Annotated in this window: 13 protein-coding genes; 8 read left to right on the plus strand and 5 right to left on the minus strand. The window is 71.0% G+C overall.

The window, feature by feature from the left end; all coding sequences use genetic code 11:
• Positions 1-227 precede the first annotated feature (227 nt).
• The 7 genes from OHS82_RS31900 to OHS82_RS31930 all read left to right on the plus strand — a co-directional run bounded on the left by OHS82_RS31900 (position 228) and on the right by OHS82_RS31930 (position 9030).
• A complete protein-coding gene (locus tag OHS82_RS31900) occupies positions 228-1094 on the plus strand; it encodes an MHYT domain-containing protein (protein WP_057580282.1) in 867 nt (288 codons plus the stop codon).
• Positions 1095-1166: 72 nt separating this feature from the next.
• Positions 1167-3311 carry an excinuclease ABC subunit UvrB gene (gene uvrB, locus OHS82_RS31905; RefSeq protein WP_057580283.1) on the plus strand — a complete coding sequence of 715 codons (2145 nt, stop codon included), beginning with the start codon at positions 1167-1169 and terminating at the stop codon, positions 3309-3311.
• Positions 3312-3472: 161 nt separating this feature from the next.
• Positions 3473-4051 (plus strand): TerD family protein, encoded by a 579-nt coding sequence (locus tag OHS82_RS31910; RefSeq protein WP_057580284.1) that lies wholly within the window; start codon positions 3473-3475, stop codon positions 4049-4051.
• Positions 4052-4113: 62 nt separating this feature from the next.
• Positions 4114-6165: a TerD family protein gene (locus OHS82_RS31915; RefSeq protein ID WP_328435043.1), complete on the plus strand. Its 2052-nt coding sequence runs from the start codon at positions 4114-4116 to the stop codon at positions 6163-6165.
• A 222-nt stretch (positions 6166-6387) separates the two neighbouring features.
• A complete protein-coding gene (locus OHS82_RS31920) occupies positions 6388-7389 on the plus strand; it encodes a TerC/Alx family metal homeostasis membrane protein (RefSeq protein WP_107105249.1) in 1002 nt (333 codons plus the stop codon).
• A 128-nt stretch (positions 7390-7517) separates the two neighbouring features.
• Positions 7518-7829 (plus strand): antibiotic biosynthesis monooxygenase family protein, encoded by a 312-nt coding sequence (locus OHS82_RS31925; protein ID WP_057580287.1) that lies wholly within the window; start codon positions 7518-7520, stop codon positions 7827-7829.
• A gap of 100 nt (positions 7830-7929) precedes the next feature.
• A complete protein-coding gene (locus OHS82_RS31930; protein WP_328435044.1) occupies positions 7930-9030 on the plus strand; it encodes a calcium:proton antiporter in 1101 nt (366 codons plus the stop codon).
• Between the two features lie 95 nt (positions 9031-9125).
• Here the strand turns inward: OHS82_RS31930 and OHS82_RS31935 are convergent, their stop codons facing one another.
• Positions 9126-10397 carry an MFS transporter gene (locus tag OHS82_RS31935; RefSeq protein WP_328436134.1) on the minus strand — a complete coding sequence of 424 codons (1272 nt, stop codon included), beginning with the start codon at positions 10395-10397 and terminating at the stop codon, positions 9126-9128.
• Positions 10398-10500: 103 nt separating this feature from the next.
• Positions 10501-11547: a S66 family peptidase gene (locus OHS82_RS31940; RefSeq protein ID WP_328435045.1), complete on the minus strand. Its 1047-nt coding sequence runs from the start codon at positions 11545-11547 to the stop codon at positions 10501-10503.
• A gap of 96 nt (positions 11548-11643) precedes the next feature.
• Between OHS82_RS31940 and aroQ the strand changes: the two genes are divergently transcribed.
• Positions 11644-12117 (plus strand): type II 3-dehydroquinate dehydratase, encoded by a 474-nt coding sequence (gene aroQ, locus OHS82_RS31945; protein WP_057580291.1) that lies wholly within the window; start codon positions 11644-11646, stop codon positions 12115-12117.
• A 107-nt stretch (positions 12118-12224) separates the two neighbouring features.
• Here aroQ and OHS82_RS31950 read toward each other — a convergent pair whose 3' ends face one another.
• From OHS82_RS31950 to OHS82_RS31960, 3 genes are read right to left on the minus strand one after another with little or no spacing between them, the layout of a single operon-like run.
• Positions 12225-12998 (minus strand): amino acid ABC transporter ATP-binding protein, encoded by a 774-nt coding sequence (locus OHS82_RS31950; protein ID WP_199863819.1) that lies wholly within the window; start codon positions 12996-12998, stop codon positions 12225-12227.
• Positions 12995-13921: an amino acid ABC transporter permease gene (locus OHS82_RS31955; RefSeq protein ID WP_057580292.1), complete on the minus strand. Its 927-nt coding sequence runs from the start codon at positions 13919-13921 to the stop codon at positions 12995-12997. Before OHS82_RS31955 ends, OHS82_RS31950 begins: the two co-directional genes overlap by 4 nt.
• On the minus strand, positions 13918-14802 hold the full coding sequence (locus OHS82_RS31960) for an ABC transporter substrate-binding protein (protein ID WP_057580293.1): 885 nt from the start codon (positions 14800-14802) through the stop codon (positions 13918-13920). The genes OHS82_RS31955 and OHS82_RS31960 overlap by 4 nt, the downstream gene beginning before the upstream one ends.
• Positions 14803-14821 lie beyond the last annotated feature (19 nt).

The raw sequence follows: 14821 nt of genomic DNA on the forward strand, positions 1-14821 counted from the left end.
TTCACGGCGGAGGAGGCGGGGGACGACCACACAAGGGGAGGAGACGCCCGACGCCGCTCACTGGTGCCGCACATGTGGGGCAAGGACGTGTTTCTTTGCCGGAAAATCGTTCGACCATTCCGGTGGGAGTCATACTTTCCTTCAGCCTTGACCGCGCGCAGCGGCCCGGAAGGCCGCGTTCCAGAGACATCGGGCACAATCCGCAACAGGGCGAAGGGCAACCGCGCATGCACGGCACGGTCGACGGTTTCAGCTACGGACTCGTCACCCCGGTGGTGGCCTACGTCATGGCCTGCCTCGGCGGTGCGCTGGGTCTGCGCTGCACCACCAGAGCCCTGCTCGTCGCCCACTCCTGGCGGCCGGGCTGGCTCGCCCTCGGCTCCGCGGCGATCGGCTCCGGCATCTGGACCATGCACTTCGTCGCGATGATCGGCTTCAGCGTCCGCGGCGCTCCGATCCACTACGACAAACCCATGACCTACGGCAGCCTGGGCGTCGCCGTCGTCATGGTGGGCGTCGGGATCTTCATCGTCGGCTACCGGGGCGCGACCGGAACCGCGCTGTTCACCGGGGGGACCCTCACCGGTCTCGGCATCGCGTCCATGCACTACCTGGGCATGGCCGGGATGCGTCTGAACGGCACGTTCGAGTACAACACGCTCACCGTCTACGCCTCCGTCGCCATCGCCATGGCCGCCGCCACCGCCGCCCTGTGGGCCGCGGGGCAGGTCAGGGGCTTCCTGTGGAGCGTGGGCGCCGCTCTGGTCATGGGGCTCGCCGTCACCGGCATGCACTACACCGGCATGGCCGCCCTCAGCGTCCACCTGCACACGGGCGGGGCGCAGACCCCCGGCGACTCGCCGGCGACCCTGCTCGCACCGATGCTGATCGGCCCCCTCGCGTTCCTCTGCCTCGCCGGCGCCGTCGTGATGTTCGACCCGCTGATGGTGACGGGCAAGCCCGGCCGGACCCCCGCCCCGCACAAACCCGGCGTCCCCGCGCGCCCGGCCGTCGGGGACCCGGCGCGCAGCGCCCGCCTCCGTGGCCGCCGCAACGTGACCGGGCGGGAGTCCCGCACCCCGCAGAACCGCTGAGCCGGCGTCCGCGAACGCCCCGAAACCCCTGATCGGACCCCGTTGTCAGTGGGGGGTCGTACGGTGGATGGCATGCGGCCCGTTTCCCACATCGAACGCACGGTGGCGCCCTTCGAGGTCGTCAGTCCCTACCAGCCCAGCGGCGACCAGCCGACGGCCATCGCCGAACTCGCCAAGCGCGTCGAGGCGGGCGAGAAGGACGTCGTCCTGCTCGGCGCGACCGGCACCGGAAAGTCCGCCACCACCGCGTGGATGATCGAGAAGCTTCAGCGCCCCACCCTGGTGATGGCGCCGAACAAGACCCTGGCCGCCCAGCTGGCGAACGAGTTCCGTGAGCTGCTGCCGAACAACGCGGTCGAGTACTTCGTCTCGTACTACGACTACTACCAGCCCGAGGCGTACGTACCGCAGTCGGACACCTACATCGAGAAGGACTCCTCGATCAACGAGGAGGTCGAGCGCCTGCGCCACTCCGCGACCAACTCGCTGCTCACCCGCCGTGACGTCGTCGTGGTCGCCTCGGTCTCCTGCATCTACGGCCTCGGCACCCCGCAGGAGTACGTGGACCGGATGGTCCCCCTCAGGGTCGGCGACGAGCTCGACCGGGACCAGCTGCTGCGCCGCTTCGTCGACATCCAGTACACGCGCAACGACCTGGCGTTCACCCGCGGCACCTTCCGGGTGCGCGGCGACACCATCGAGATCTTCCCGGTCTACGAGGAGCTCGCCGTCCGCATCGAGATGTTCGGCGACGAGATCGAGGCCCTGTCCACGCTGCACCCGCTCACCGGCGAGATCATCAGCGAGGACCAGCAGCTGTACATCTTCCCCGCCACGCACTATGTGGCGGGCCCCGAGCGTCTCGAGCGGGCCGCGAACGACATCGAGAAGGAGCTCGGCGAGCGCCTGGCCGAGCTGGAGAAGCAGGGCAAGCTGCTCGAGGCGCAACGCCTGCGCATGCGCACCACGTACGACCTCGAGATGCTCCGCCAGATCGGCTCCTGCTCCGGCGTGGAGAACTACTCGATGCACTTCGACGGCCGCTCGCCCGGCTCCCCGCCGAACACACTGCTCGACTACTTCCCGGACGACTTCCTGCTCGTCATCGACGAGTCCCATGTCACCGTGCCGCAGATCGGCGCCATGTACGAGGGAGACGCCTCCCGTAAGCGCACCCTCGTCGACCACGGCTTCCGGCTGCCGTCGGCCCTCGACAACCGCCCGCTGAAGTGGGAGGAGTTCCAGGAACGCATCGGGCAGACCGTGTATCTGTCGGCGACGCCCGGCAAGTACGAGCTCTCGCGCGGCGACGGCGTCGTGGAGCAGATCATCCGCCCCACCGGCCTCATCGACCCCGAGGTCGTCGTCAAGCCCACCGAGGGCCAGATCGACGACCTGGTGCACGAGATCCGCGAACGCGTCGAGAAGGACGAGCGCGTCCTGGTCACCACGCTCACCAAGAAGATGGCCGAGGACCTCACGGCCTACTTCCTGGAACTCGGCATCCAGGTGCGCTATCTGCACAGCGACGTCGACACGTTGCGGCGTATCGAGCTGCTGCGCGAACTGCGCGCCGGCGAGTTCGACGTCCTGGTCGGCATCAACCTCCTGAGGGAGGGCCTGGACCTGCCCGAGGTGTCTCTGGTGGCGATCCTCGACGCCGACAAGGAGGGCTTCCTGCGCTCCGGAACCTCACTGATCCAGACCATCGGCCGCGCGGCGCGCAACGTCTCCGGTCAGGTCCACATGTACGCCGACAAGATCACCCCGGGCATGGAACGGGCCATCGACGAGACCAACCGCCGCCGGGAGCGGCAGGTCGCCTACAACACGGCCCACGGCATCGACCCGCAACCGCTCCGCAAGAAGATCAACGACATCGTCGCGCAGATCGCCCGCGAGGAGGTCGACACGGAGCAGCTGCTCGGGTCCGGCTACCGGGCGAAGAAGGACGGCCGCGCCACCAAGGCCCCGGTGCCCTCCCTCGGCGACAAGGCGGTCAAGGGCGCGAAGTCCGGGCAGGCCAGGGGCAAGGCGGCGGCTACGGTGCCGACCGACCGCCCGGCGGCCGAACTCGCCGAGCAGATCGAGGAGATGACCGAGCGCATGCGGGCCGCCGCAGCGGACCTGCAGTTCGAGGTGGCCGCCCGGATCCGCGACGAAGTCTCCGAGATGAAGAAGGAATTGCGCCAGATGAAAGAGGCGGGTCTGGCCTGACGGACCCGTGCGACTCCTGTGCCCCGGCCCCGCGCATGCTGTGTTGCAAGACCGACACAAAGTGCGGGCCTGGGTGCGGCACTGTCAGTGCCTTTGCGTAGGGTTTCCGTCAACCGCGGGCGCCGCGGCAACAGGGGACAGCTCGAGAGGGGAATCAGCGCGTGACCGTCAACATGACCAAGGGTCAGGCCATCAGTCTGCAGAAGAACGACGGGGGCAGCCTGACCGCGGTGCGCATGGGTCTCGGCTGGCAGGCGGCCCCGCGGCGCGGCCTGTTCGGCTCCCGGACCCGGGAGATCGACCTCGACGCCTCCGCCGTCCTGTTCGCGGACAAGCAGCCGGTCGACGTCGTCTTCTTCCGTCACCTGGTGAGCGACGACGGCTCCGTCCGTCACACCGGTGACAACCTGGTCGGCGGGGTCGGCCAGGGCGGCGACGACGAGGCGATCCTCGTCGACCTCGCGCGTGTGCCGGTCCACATCGACCAGATCGTCTTCACCGTGAACTCCTTCACGGGCCAGACGTTCCAGGAGGTGCAGAACGCCTTCTGCCGCCTGGTGGACGAGACCAACGGCCAGGAACTGGCGCGCTACACGCTCGCGGGCGGCGGAGCGTACACGGCGCAGATCATGGCGAAGGTGCACCGGGTCGGCGGGGGCTGGAACATGACGGCCCTCGGCACTCCGGCCAACGGCCGTACCTTCCAGGACCTGATGCCCGCGATCCTTCCGGCGCTGTAAGGCCGTCGGCCGGCGAGCGGCACCACCACAACACCACACGTGACGCAGGGGGACGACAGGCGATGACGGCCGAGCTGGTGCGGGGGCAGAACCACCCGCTCTCCCAGGTCCGGCTCGAGATCCGGATCTCGGCCGGCAAGCCCGTCGTGGCGACGGCCGTTCTCGGCGACGAGAGCGGCAGAATCCACGGCGTCGAGTGGGTGGCCCATCCGGGCGTGCCCACGCTGCCCGGCCTGGAGGTCTCCCGCCAGGCCGCCGCGGATCACCGCCTCGCGGTGGACCTGGACGCCATGCCGGCCGTCGTGCACCGGGTCGGCGTCGTGCTGGCGCTGCCCACAGGAGTCGGCGGACCGACCGGCTTCGGCGCGGTCGCGGCCCCCTTCGTCGCGGTCACCGGCCTCGACGGGGCAGAGATCGCCACTTTCACCCTCACCGGACTGGACGCGGAGTCGGCCGTCGTCGCGCTGGAGCTGTACCGGCGGCAGGGCGCCTGGAAGGTGCGCGCCGTCGGCCAGGGCTATGCGGGCGGCATGGCCGAACTCCTCACCGACCAGGGCCTGCCGCAGGCGCACCGGCTCGCGGCCGAGATCAACGAGGCCGTGGTGCGCGGCCTGGCCCGCTCGGTGCCGGCCCCGCCGCCGCGCACGCCCGACGGCGACCGCTCCCGGCAGACGGCGGCGTCCGCGCTCGGCCCGGAGCAGAGCGGCTCGCCGTACGGCGCCCAGAACACCCCCGGCGCCCAGGGAACGCACGGCGCCCAGGGCATCTCGGGGAGCCAGAGCACCGGCGGCCCGTACGGAGCGACGCCGAACCCCCACGGGGCCGCCGATGCGGCGGGCGGCGCCACGCCGTCCGAACCCGAGCCCGCGCAGTCGGCGTCCGCGGCCGCCGGCGGTCCGATCGACTACAGCCATCCGCGTCGGCAGAACACGGCCCCGCCTCCGCCGCCGCCCGCCGCGCCCCCGGCGCAGCCCGGGGAACCCGCCCGGCCGGTGGCCGGCGACGCGACCGGCTGGTCCATGGAGGAGCGGCTCTACAACCAGGTCTGGGGCATGTTCGAGGACCTGGCCCGCAGCACCGCCGCATACCGCAGCGCGGTCGACTTCGCGGACACGCGGATGGAGAAGGAGCTCGACCAGGTCCTGTCCGACCCGCGCAGCAGGATCGGCGGCCAGGGCGACGCCGCCCGCGAGGCGGCGCAGGCCAAGCACAGCAGCCTCGTCGATCAGGCCCGGGAGGCCCTGGACCGCGACCTCGGCCAGCTCGGCGCCGAGGCCGACGTCGTCGAACCGGCGCTGCCCGCCGCGTACGCGCGCTGGGACAACCCCGTCTGGCACGCCTACCGCGTCCCGATGGAGATGCCCATGGCGCTGCGTCTGGGCGACCTCCACGTGCCCGAGAGCGAACCGCTGCGCATCCCGATGCTGGTCCGGCTGCCGCTCGAACGCGGGTTGTGGATCGACAGCGGCCGCACCGGCTCGTCCGACGGGCTGTTCGCCGACTCGCACGACATGCGTCGCCTGGCCATGGAGTCGGCCGTGGCGCACACGGCCCGGCTGCTCGCGGTGCATCCGGTCGGCGAGTTCACCGTGCACGTCCTCGACCCGGCCGGTTCGGCAGCCAGGGAGCTGTCGCCGCTGGTGCGGTCCGGGGTCCTCGCGGCCCCGCCCGCGGCCGGTGCGGCGGGCGTTGCGGCGGTCCTGGGGCAGCTCACCGAGCGCGTCGACCTGGTGCAGATGGCCGTGCGCGGCGGAGTGGCCGACTCCTTGCCGCCGGGGTTCGACACCGCCCAGCAGTTGCTGGTGGTCAACGACTTCCCGCACGGCTTCGACGACCGTGCCGTGACCCAGTTGCGCTATCTCGCGGACGAGGGGCCGTCCGTCGGCGTGCACCTGATGATGGTCGCCGACCGGGAGGACGCGGCCGGTTACGGTCCGTTGCTGGACCCGCTGTGGCGCGGGCTGCTGCGGCTGACCCCGGTGGCGGACGAGCACCTCGCCGACCCCTGGGTGGGCCATGCGTGGACGTACGAACCGGCCTTGGTCCCGCCCGGCAGCCAGGTGCTGGAGCAGGTGCTGGCACAGGTGGCGGCGGCCCGCACCAACTATTCGTAAAGTTCCCTGACCAGCGGACTTGGCCTTTCTTTTGCCATCCGCTTTACCTTCTCTTGGTGATTGGGGTACTCTTCTTCTCACGGAGGGGAGTACTCCCTGCTGCGGTGTACCCGTCAATACGGATCAGGCCTGATCCCGGGGCACCGGCCCGTCACGGGTGGAAGAGACCTCCGGCAGCGCGACGGCGCTGTTCACCTGCCGTTACGTACTGCCGGAGGCGCAGTGGATGTTTCCGTGAACCTGTGGGTTCTGACCATCGTCGGCCTGGCCGCCCTGATCGCGGTCGACTTCTTCATCGGCCGCAAACCGCACGACGTCTCGATCAAGGAAGCCGGGATCTGGACGGTCGTCTGGATCGCCCTGGCCGGCCTGTTCGGCCTCGGCCTGTTCCTCTTCTCCGGGGGGCAGCCCGCCGGAGAGTTCTTCGCGGGCTTCATCACCGAGAAGTCGCTCAGCGTCGACAACCTCTTCGTGTTCGTCCTGATCATGGGCAAGTTCGCGGTCCCGTCGCAGTACCAGCAGCGGGTCCTGCTCGTCGGCGTCCTGATAGCCCTGGTCCTGAGGGCGATCTTCATCGCGGCGGGCGCGGCGATCCTCGCCAGCTTCGCCTGGGTCTTCTACCTCTTCGGCGCCTTCCTGATCTGGACGGCCTGGAAGCTCATCCAGGAGGCACGGGCCGACGACGAGGACGAGGAGTTCGAGGAGAACAAGCTGCTCAAGGCCGCCGAGCGCAGGTTCGGCGTCGCCGACCGCTACCACGGCACCAAGCTGTGGATCGAGCAGAACGGCAAGCGGGTCATGACCCCGATGCTGGTCGTGATGCTCGCGATCGGCACGACCGACGTGCTCTTCGCCCTCGACTCCATCCCCGCCATCTTCGGGCTGACGCAGGACCCGTACATCGTCTTCACCGCGAACGCCTTCGCGCTGATGGGTCTGCGGCAGCTGTACTTCCTCATCGGCGGTCTGCTGAGGAAGCTGGTCCACCTCAGCTACGGCCTGTCGATCATCCTCGGCTTCATCGGCGTGAAGCTGGTGCTGCACGCGCTGCACGAGTCCGGGGTGCACGTGCCCGAGATCAGCATTCCGGTCTCGCTCGGCGTCATCTGTTCGGTCCTGATCGTCACCACGATCACCAGCCTGCGGGCCTCCCGGAAGCAGGCGGCGGACGAGGAGGCGCAGACGGCGAGTGAAGGCGCTCCGAAGGACAGCATCGGAGCCTGACCACGCACGACGTAGGAACAACCACCCCCGGGAGCGGTGCGCGGCGAATTGCCGAGCACCGCTCCCGGTGCTTCCTTGGTAGCCGGGCGTTTCCACTCGGGACGCCGCAGCCGGGGGGTGGAGGCACCATGAGCACGTCGCAGAAGTTCGTGCAGATCGTCGACTTCGAGACCGACCGCATCGACGAGATGCGCGCTCTCGCCGAGGAAGGGGAACAGGGCTTCGCGGGCCGGGAGGACGCCCCGAAGCGCCGCCTCGTCCTCAGGGACAGGAACCGGCCGGACCATTACCTCGTGGTGGTCGAGTTCGACTCCTACGAGGCAGCCATGCGCAACAGCGAGTCCGAGGAGACGGGCAAGTTCGCGCAGCGGATGGCCGCGCTGTGCACCCGGCCGCCGACCTTCACCGACTGCGACGTCGTGGACGCCGCCGAGTTCTGAGGACGCCGCCGCAGGGGGCCTTGCCGTACGGGGCCTCAGGGGCCCTACGGGCCGTGCGGGCCGGAGTGCGCGGCCCGCACGGCTCTGCGACGATCACCGCATGATCGCTCGGCTCAGATCGGTCACGACCCGGTGGACGGCCCTGGTGCCGGCGCTGGCGGTCGTTCTGCTGGTCCTGACCTGGGGGCGCGACCTGCCGGGCCCGCTGGTCGCGCTGGTGACCCTGGTCCTCGCCGGAGCGGTCCTGGCCGCCGTGCACCATGCGGAGGTCGTCGCGCACCGGGTGGGTGAGCCCTTCGGCTCGCTCGTCCTCGCCGTCGCGGTGACGATCATCGAGGTGGCGCTCATCGTCACCCTGATGGTCGACGGCGGAGACAAAAGCTCGACGCTGGCCAGAGACACGGTCTTCGCGGCCGTGATGATCACCTGCAACGGCATCGTGGGCCTCTGTCTCCTGGTCGCCTCCCTGCGCCACGGCACAGCGGTCTTCAACCCGGAGGGCACGGGAGCCGCCCTGGCGACCGTCGCCACCCTGGCCACGCTGAGCCTCGTCCTGCCGACCTTCACCACGAGCAAGCCGGGTCCGGAGTTCTCCGGCGTCCAGCTCACCTTCGCCGCCGTCTCCTCGCTGATCCTCTACGGCCTCTTCGTGGCGACGCAGACCGTACGGCACCGCGACTACTTCCTGCCGGTCACCCGCCAGGGAGACGTGATCACCGCGGACGACCACGCCGGCGTCCCCACCTCCAGGACGGCGCTGATCAGCCTCGGGTTGCTCGGTCTCGCCCTGATCGGCGTGGTGGGCCTGGCCAAGGGGGTGTCGCCCACGATCGAGTCCGGGGTGGAGGCGGCCGGACTCCACCAGGCGGTCGTCGGCGTGGTCATCGCACTGCTCGTACTGCTCCCCGAGACCATCGCCGCACTGCGCTCCGCGCGCCGCGACCGGGTACAGACCAGCCTCAACCTCGCGCTCGGCTCCGCCATGGCCAGCATCGGCCTGACCATCCCCGCGGTCGCCCTGGCCTCGATCTGGCTCTCGGGACCCCTCGTCCTGGGGCTCGGCTCCACCCACATGGTGCTGCTGGCGCTCACCATCGTGGTCAGCTCGCTGACGGTGGTCCCGGGACGGGCCACCCCGCTGCAGGGCGGCGTCCATCTGGTGCTGTTCGCCGCATACCTGGAACTGGCGATCAATCCGTAGCGCCGCGGTCCGCTCCCGCGACCGCGGATCACGTACGACGTCGGGGGCGTCCTCCGGCCGCTCATCGAAGCGCTCGGCACCCTCTTCGCCCAGGGTCAGTCCGTGACGGGTTGTGCCGCCTTCACCGCCACCGGACGGGTCTCCGGCAGCAGCGCGAAGCAGCCCAGGCTGAGCAGCGCGATCCCCGTCAGATACGCCCCGACACCCCACGGGACGCGTCCCGAATGCTCCGCGAGAGCCGTCGCCACGACAGGCGTGAGCGCCCCTCCGAGGACCCCGCCGAGGTTGTAGCCGACCGACGCACCCGTGCAGCGCACGCGCGGCGCGTACAGCTCCGGCAGATAGGCCGCCACCACCGCGAACATCGTGACGAACGCGATCAGCGCGCCGAGGAAGCCGAGGAACATCGGCAGCGGCTCGCCGGTCGAGAGCAGCGCCACCATCGGGAACATCCACAGCGCCGCCGCCGCGCAGCCGGCGAGACACAGCGGCCGCCGCCCGTGGCGGTCGCCGAGCAGCGCCATCACGGGCGTCAGCGCCCCCTTGACCACCACGGCGGCCATGACGCAGATCAGCATGACGGTCCGGCTCACGCCGAGCCGTTCCGTCGCGTACGCCAGCGACCAGGTCGTCACGGCGTAGAAGACCGCGTACCCGACGGCGAGCGCGCCGCCGGTCAGCAGGACCAGACGCCAGTGGTCGCGCAGCAGCTCGGCCAGTGGCACGCGCGCGTGGTCGTCGATCTCCAGGAAGCGGGGGCTCTCGGGCAGCGACGACCTGAGCCACAGCCCGAGCAGGGCGAGCGCGCCCGCCGCCCAGAAAGGCACCCGCCATCCCCACTGCGCGAACTGCGCGTCGGTCAGCGCCGCCGAGAGCGCCAGCACCGTCCCGTTGGCGAGCAGGAAGCCCACCGCCGGCCCGACCTGGGGGAAGCTCGACCACAGGGCCCGCCGCCCGGCCGGCGCGTGCTCCGCCGTCAGCAGCACCGCCCCGCCCCACTCGCCGCCGAGCCCCAGCCCCTGCAGGAAGCGCAGCACGAGCAGCAGCAGGGGAGCGGCCACGCCGATCGCGTCGTACGTCGGCACACAGCCGACCGCGACGGTCGAGGCGCCGGTCAGCAGCAGGGAGACGACGAGGACGGGGCGTCGTCCGCGGCGGTCCCCGACGTGGCCGAAGACCACCGCCCCGAGCGGCCGGGCCACGAAGCCCACGCCGAACGTCGCGAACGCGGCCAGCGTCCCCGCGAGCGGCGAGAACGTGGGGAAGAACAGGGGCCCGAGGACAAGTGCGGCCGCCGTCCCGTAGACGAAGAAGTCGTAGAACTCGATGGCGGTCCCGGCGAGCGAGGCGGCCGCGAGCCGGAGCATGGAGGGCGTCCCCGCGGTGGGTGCGTCGTGCATGCCGCGTCAACCCGCCCCGGCGACCACCGGTTACGGGGCGCACGGGATCACGGCCCGGTGCCCCGTCGGCTCAGTAGGTGACCGTGATGCGCCGGGCCGGGCCGTCCACGCGGACCGTGCCGCCGTAGGGGAGGACCAGCTGGGGGTCGGTGTGGCCGAAGTCGACGTCGAAGACGGCCAGCGTGTCGGGGGCGTAGGCGGCCAGCGCGCGTTCCACCGCCTCGCGCTGTTCGGCGGCGTACCGGGCTCCCGCCTCGGGGGAGTTGGGTTGCTCGAAGGACCAGGTCCTGGCGCGGGCCATGAGCAGTGCGGGGAAGCGCCGCAGCAGGCCGCGCTCGCCCATGCTGCGCAGGACCCGGAAGACCTCCGTGGCGCTCGGCAGCTCCTCCGAGGTCTCGAGGATCAGCACGCCGCCGTCGTACGCCGACGGGTCGGGGGAGACCTCGCGGTCGGCCATCAGCAGCCAGGACAGGATCTCCAGGCAGCCGCCCCAACTGCGGCCCTCCACCACGCGGTCGGGGCCCCGCCAGGTCCAGCCGCCCTTCTTCGGGGTCTCCGGCTCGGCCGCGAAGGTCGCCGGATCGGCCCAGTCGCCGTTGACGTCGCCCCACCGCTCGGCGGGCCGCAGCTCGTAGGGGCCCGAGGTGAACAGCGCGGCCCGCAGGGACTCGGCCGTCTGCGGGTGCATGGCTCCGGGCCGCCCGAACTCGACCATCACGCTCGTGCCGTGGTAGCCGACGACACCGGATCGGTACAGGAACGCCAGCAGGTTGGTGTTGTCGCTCATCCCGAAGAACGGCTTGGGGTGGGCCCGGATCAACTCCCGGTCCAGGTGGGGCAGCACGGTGATCTGGTCGTCCCCGCCGATCGTCGCGATCACCGCGGTGATGTCCGGGTCGGCGAACGCGGCGTGGATGTCGTCGGCGCGCGCCTGCGGCGTCGCCCCCATCGTGCGCGTGGTCGGGTACTCGACCGGTTCCAGGCCGAAGTCCTCGCGCAGCCGGGCGAGGCCCAGCTCGTAGGGGCGGGGGTACAACGCGGGCAGGCCTGCCGAGGGCGACAGGACGGCTATGCGGTCTCCGGGGGAGGGCTTGGGCGGATACGCGGGGGTGGTCATGCCCGGAGCGTAGGGCTTTCCGCCCTGCACTTTCACCGTGATAGACCGGGGTCGAGCGGTGGCCCCGGACGGCCGCCCCGACGGACCGGAGGAACCGTGCCCCGCAGCCTGTCCCACGCCCCGATCATGATCCTCAACGGCCCCAACCTGAATCTTCTGGGGCAGCGTCAGCCGGAGATCTACGGGTCCGACACCCTGGCCGACGTCGAGGCGATGTGCGTCGAGGCGGCGGCCGGGCACGGCGCCACGGTGGACTTCCGCCAGTCCAACCACGAGGGCGAGCTGGTCGACTGGATCCACGAGGCGCGGCTGAACCACTGCGGCATCGTGATCAACCCGGGCGCCTACTCGCACACGTCCGTGGCGATCCTCGACGCGCTCAACACCTGCGACGGCCTGCCGGTGTTGGAGGTCCACATCTCCAACATCCACCAGCGCGAGTCGTTCCGGCACCACTCCTACGTGTCGCTGCGCGCCGACGGCGTCATCGCGGGCTGCGGGGTGCAGGGGTACGTGTTCGGCGTGCAGCGGGTCGCGGCGCTGGCGGGACCGGGCAAGGCGAACACGTAGGGACGACCGCACAGCGACGACCACGCGCCGCTCCGGAGGATCAGGTCACTCCGTAGAGGCACAGGCCACTGCGGAGGAGCACGCGTCACTGCGGAGGAGCCGCCGCCTCAGAGCCGGCCCGCCTCCACGATGCGTCGCAGGAAGCGCCGTGTGCGTTCCTGCCGCGGGGCGCCGAAGACCTCCTCGGGCGTTCCGCGCTCCAGGACGACGCCGCCCTCGAGGAAGCAGACCTGGTCGGCGACCTCGCGGGCGAAGCCCATCTCGTGCGTGGCCAGCACCATGGTCATGCCGTCGTCCTTCAGGTCGCGGACCACGTTGAGGACCTCGCCCACCAGTTCGGGATCGAGGGCCGCGGTGATCTCGTCGAGCAGCAGCAGCCGCGGGCGTACCGCCAGGGCGCGCACGATCGCGACCCGCTGCTGCTGGCCGCCGCTGAGCCGGTCGGGGTACTCGCCCGCCCTGCCCGCCAGCCCGAGCCGCTCCAGAAGCTCCCCGGCGTGCTCCTCGGCCGCCCTGCGGGCGACGCCGTGCACGCGGCGCGGGGCGAGCGTGATGTTCTCCAGGACCGTCATGTGCGGGAAGAGGTTGTACGCCTGGAAGACCACGCCGATACGGCGCCGTACCGCGTCCTGGTCGACGCGCGGATCGGTGATCTCCTCGCCGTCCAGCCAGATCGCGCCGTCGTCGACGTCCTCCAGCAGGTTGGCGCAGCGCAGCAGTGTGGACTTGCCGGAGCCGGAGGCGCCGATCAGCGCGGTCACCGTGTGCGGTGCGACCTCCAGGTCGACGTCCCGCAGCACGACGGTCGCGCCGAAGGTCTTGCGGACGGACTCCATCCGCAGCACGGGCGCGTCGGCGGGCGCGGCGGGCGCGTCGCTCATGTCGTTCCTCCCTGGGCCCGCTGACGGTCCATCCGGGCCGTCACCCAGTCCGTGAAGCGGGTCATCGGAATGGTCAGGGCCACGAAGACCAGCCCGGCGACGATGTACGGGGTGTAGTTCAGGCTGCGGCCCACGATGATGTCCGCCGCCCGGACGGCGTCGATCGCACCGCCGATCGACACGAGGCCGGTGTCCTTCTGCAGCGACACCAGGTCGTTCAGCAGCGGCGGCACCTGACGGCGCACGGCCTGGGGGAGCACCACGTGGCGCAGCGCCTGCCGGTTGCTCAGCCCCAGTGAGCGGGCCGCCGCCCGCTGCGAGGGGTGCACGGACTCGATGCCGGCCCGGAACACCTCGGCGACGTAGGCCGAGTACGTCAGCGTCAGGGCCGTGCCGCCCAGCAGCACGGGGTCCACGGTGACGCCCTGCAGCCGCAGGGCCGGGACGCCCAGCACCACGATCATCAGGTTGATGATCAGCGGCAGACCGCGGAAGAAGTCCGTGTACGCCGCCGCCAGCGCCCGCAGCGGGAAGAACACGGGGCCGCGCAGGGTGCGGGCGATGGCGATGAGCATGCCGAGCACCAGTACGGCGGCCCCGCAGACCAGCAGCAGCCGGACGTTCAGCCACAGCCCTTCGAGGACTTTGGGGAACGCCTCGCGCGCGTACTGCCCGTTGAAGAAGGTCTCCCTGGTGCGCGGCCAGCCGGGCGCACCGATCACGACCAGGTAGAGGACCACGGCCGTGACGAGGGTGGAGAGCGCGGCGATCGCCGTGGCACGCCGGGCCCGTGTGCGCCGGTAGCGCTCGCGCTCCAGCCGGCGCCGCGACGGGACGTAGGCGTCCCCGGTCGCGCCGCTGCCGGTCATGTCGCCCGGGTCGTCCGCCCCCTCCCGGCCGGACTCGTCCTTGGTGAGCGTCACTTGAGCACCGGGGCGTCGACGGCGTCGGAGAGCCACCGCTGCTCGATCCGCGCCAGCGTGCCGTCCTTGCGGAGGGCGTCCACGGCGCCGGACACGCACCCGGTGAGCGCGCTGCCCTTGTCGAGGACCAGCCCGAACTGCTCCGGCGCGCCGCCCCGGTTCTCGAACTGGCCGACGATCTCGGCGTCGGTCACCTCGGCGGCGGTGATGTAGAAGGCGGTCGGCAGGTCGACGACGATGGCGTCGACCTGGCCGTTCTTGAGTGCGGACTTGGCCTGGTCGTTCTTCGCGTACACGGCCGCCTGCCGCGTCGGCTTCACCACGTCGTCGATTGTGTCGAGGCTCGTCGTGCCGACCTGTGCGCCCAGCTTGAGGCCCCGGAGACCGGCGACGCCCGTCACCCCGGCGGCCTTCGAGCCCTTCAGCGCGACGACCGCCTGGCGCACGTCGTAGTAGCCGGACGAGAAGTCCACGGCCTTCTTGCGCTCGTCGCTGATCGACACCTGGTTGATGTCGAAGTCGAACGTCTTCTCACCCGGTGCGAAAGCCTTGTTGAACGGCACGCTCTGCCAGACCACGGCGTTCTTGCCGTAACCGAGCTGTCCCGCCACCGCGTAGGCCACCGCCGACTCGAAGCCCTCGCCGTTCGTCGGCTTGTCGTCCTTGAACCACGGTTCGTAGGCGGGCTCGTCGGTCGCGATCGTGAGCTTGCCGGGGGTTTCGGTGGCCAGTCCGCCCTTGGCGCAGGTGTTCGCGCGCGAACCGGAGGCGGTGGGGGCCGCCTTCTCCTCGGGCTGCGGGGCGCAACCGACGGCGGTGGCGAGGAGGGCCACGGTGGCGCCGGCGACGGCGCGGCGCAGGACACGAGGGGCGAGGTGCATGGCCGGAGAGTGGCAGCGA

Source organism: Streptomyces sp. NBC_00425, assembly GCF_036030735.1.
GTDB lineage: Bacteria > Actinomycetota > Actinomycetes > Streptomycetales > Streptomycetaceae > Streptomyces.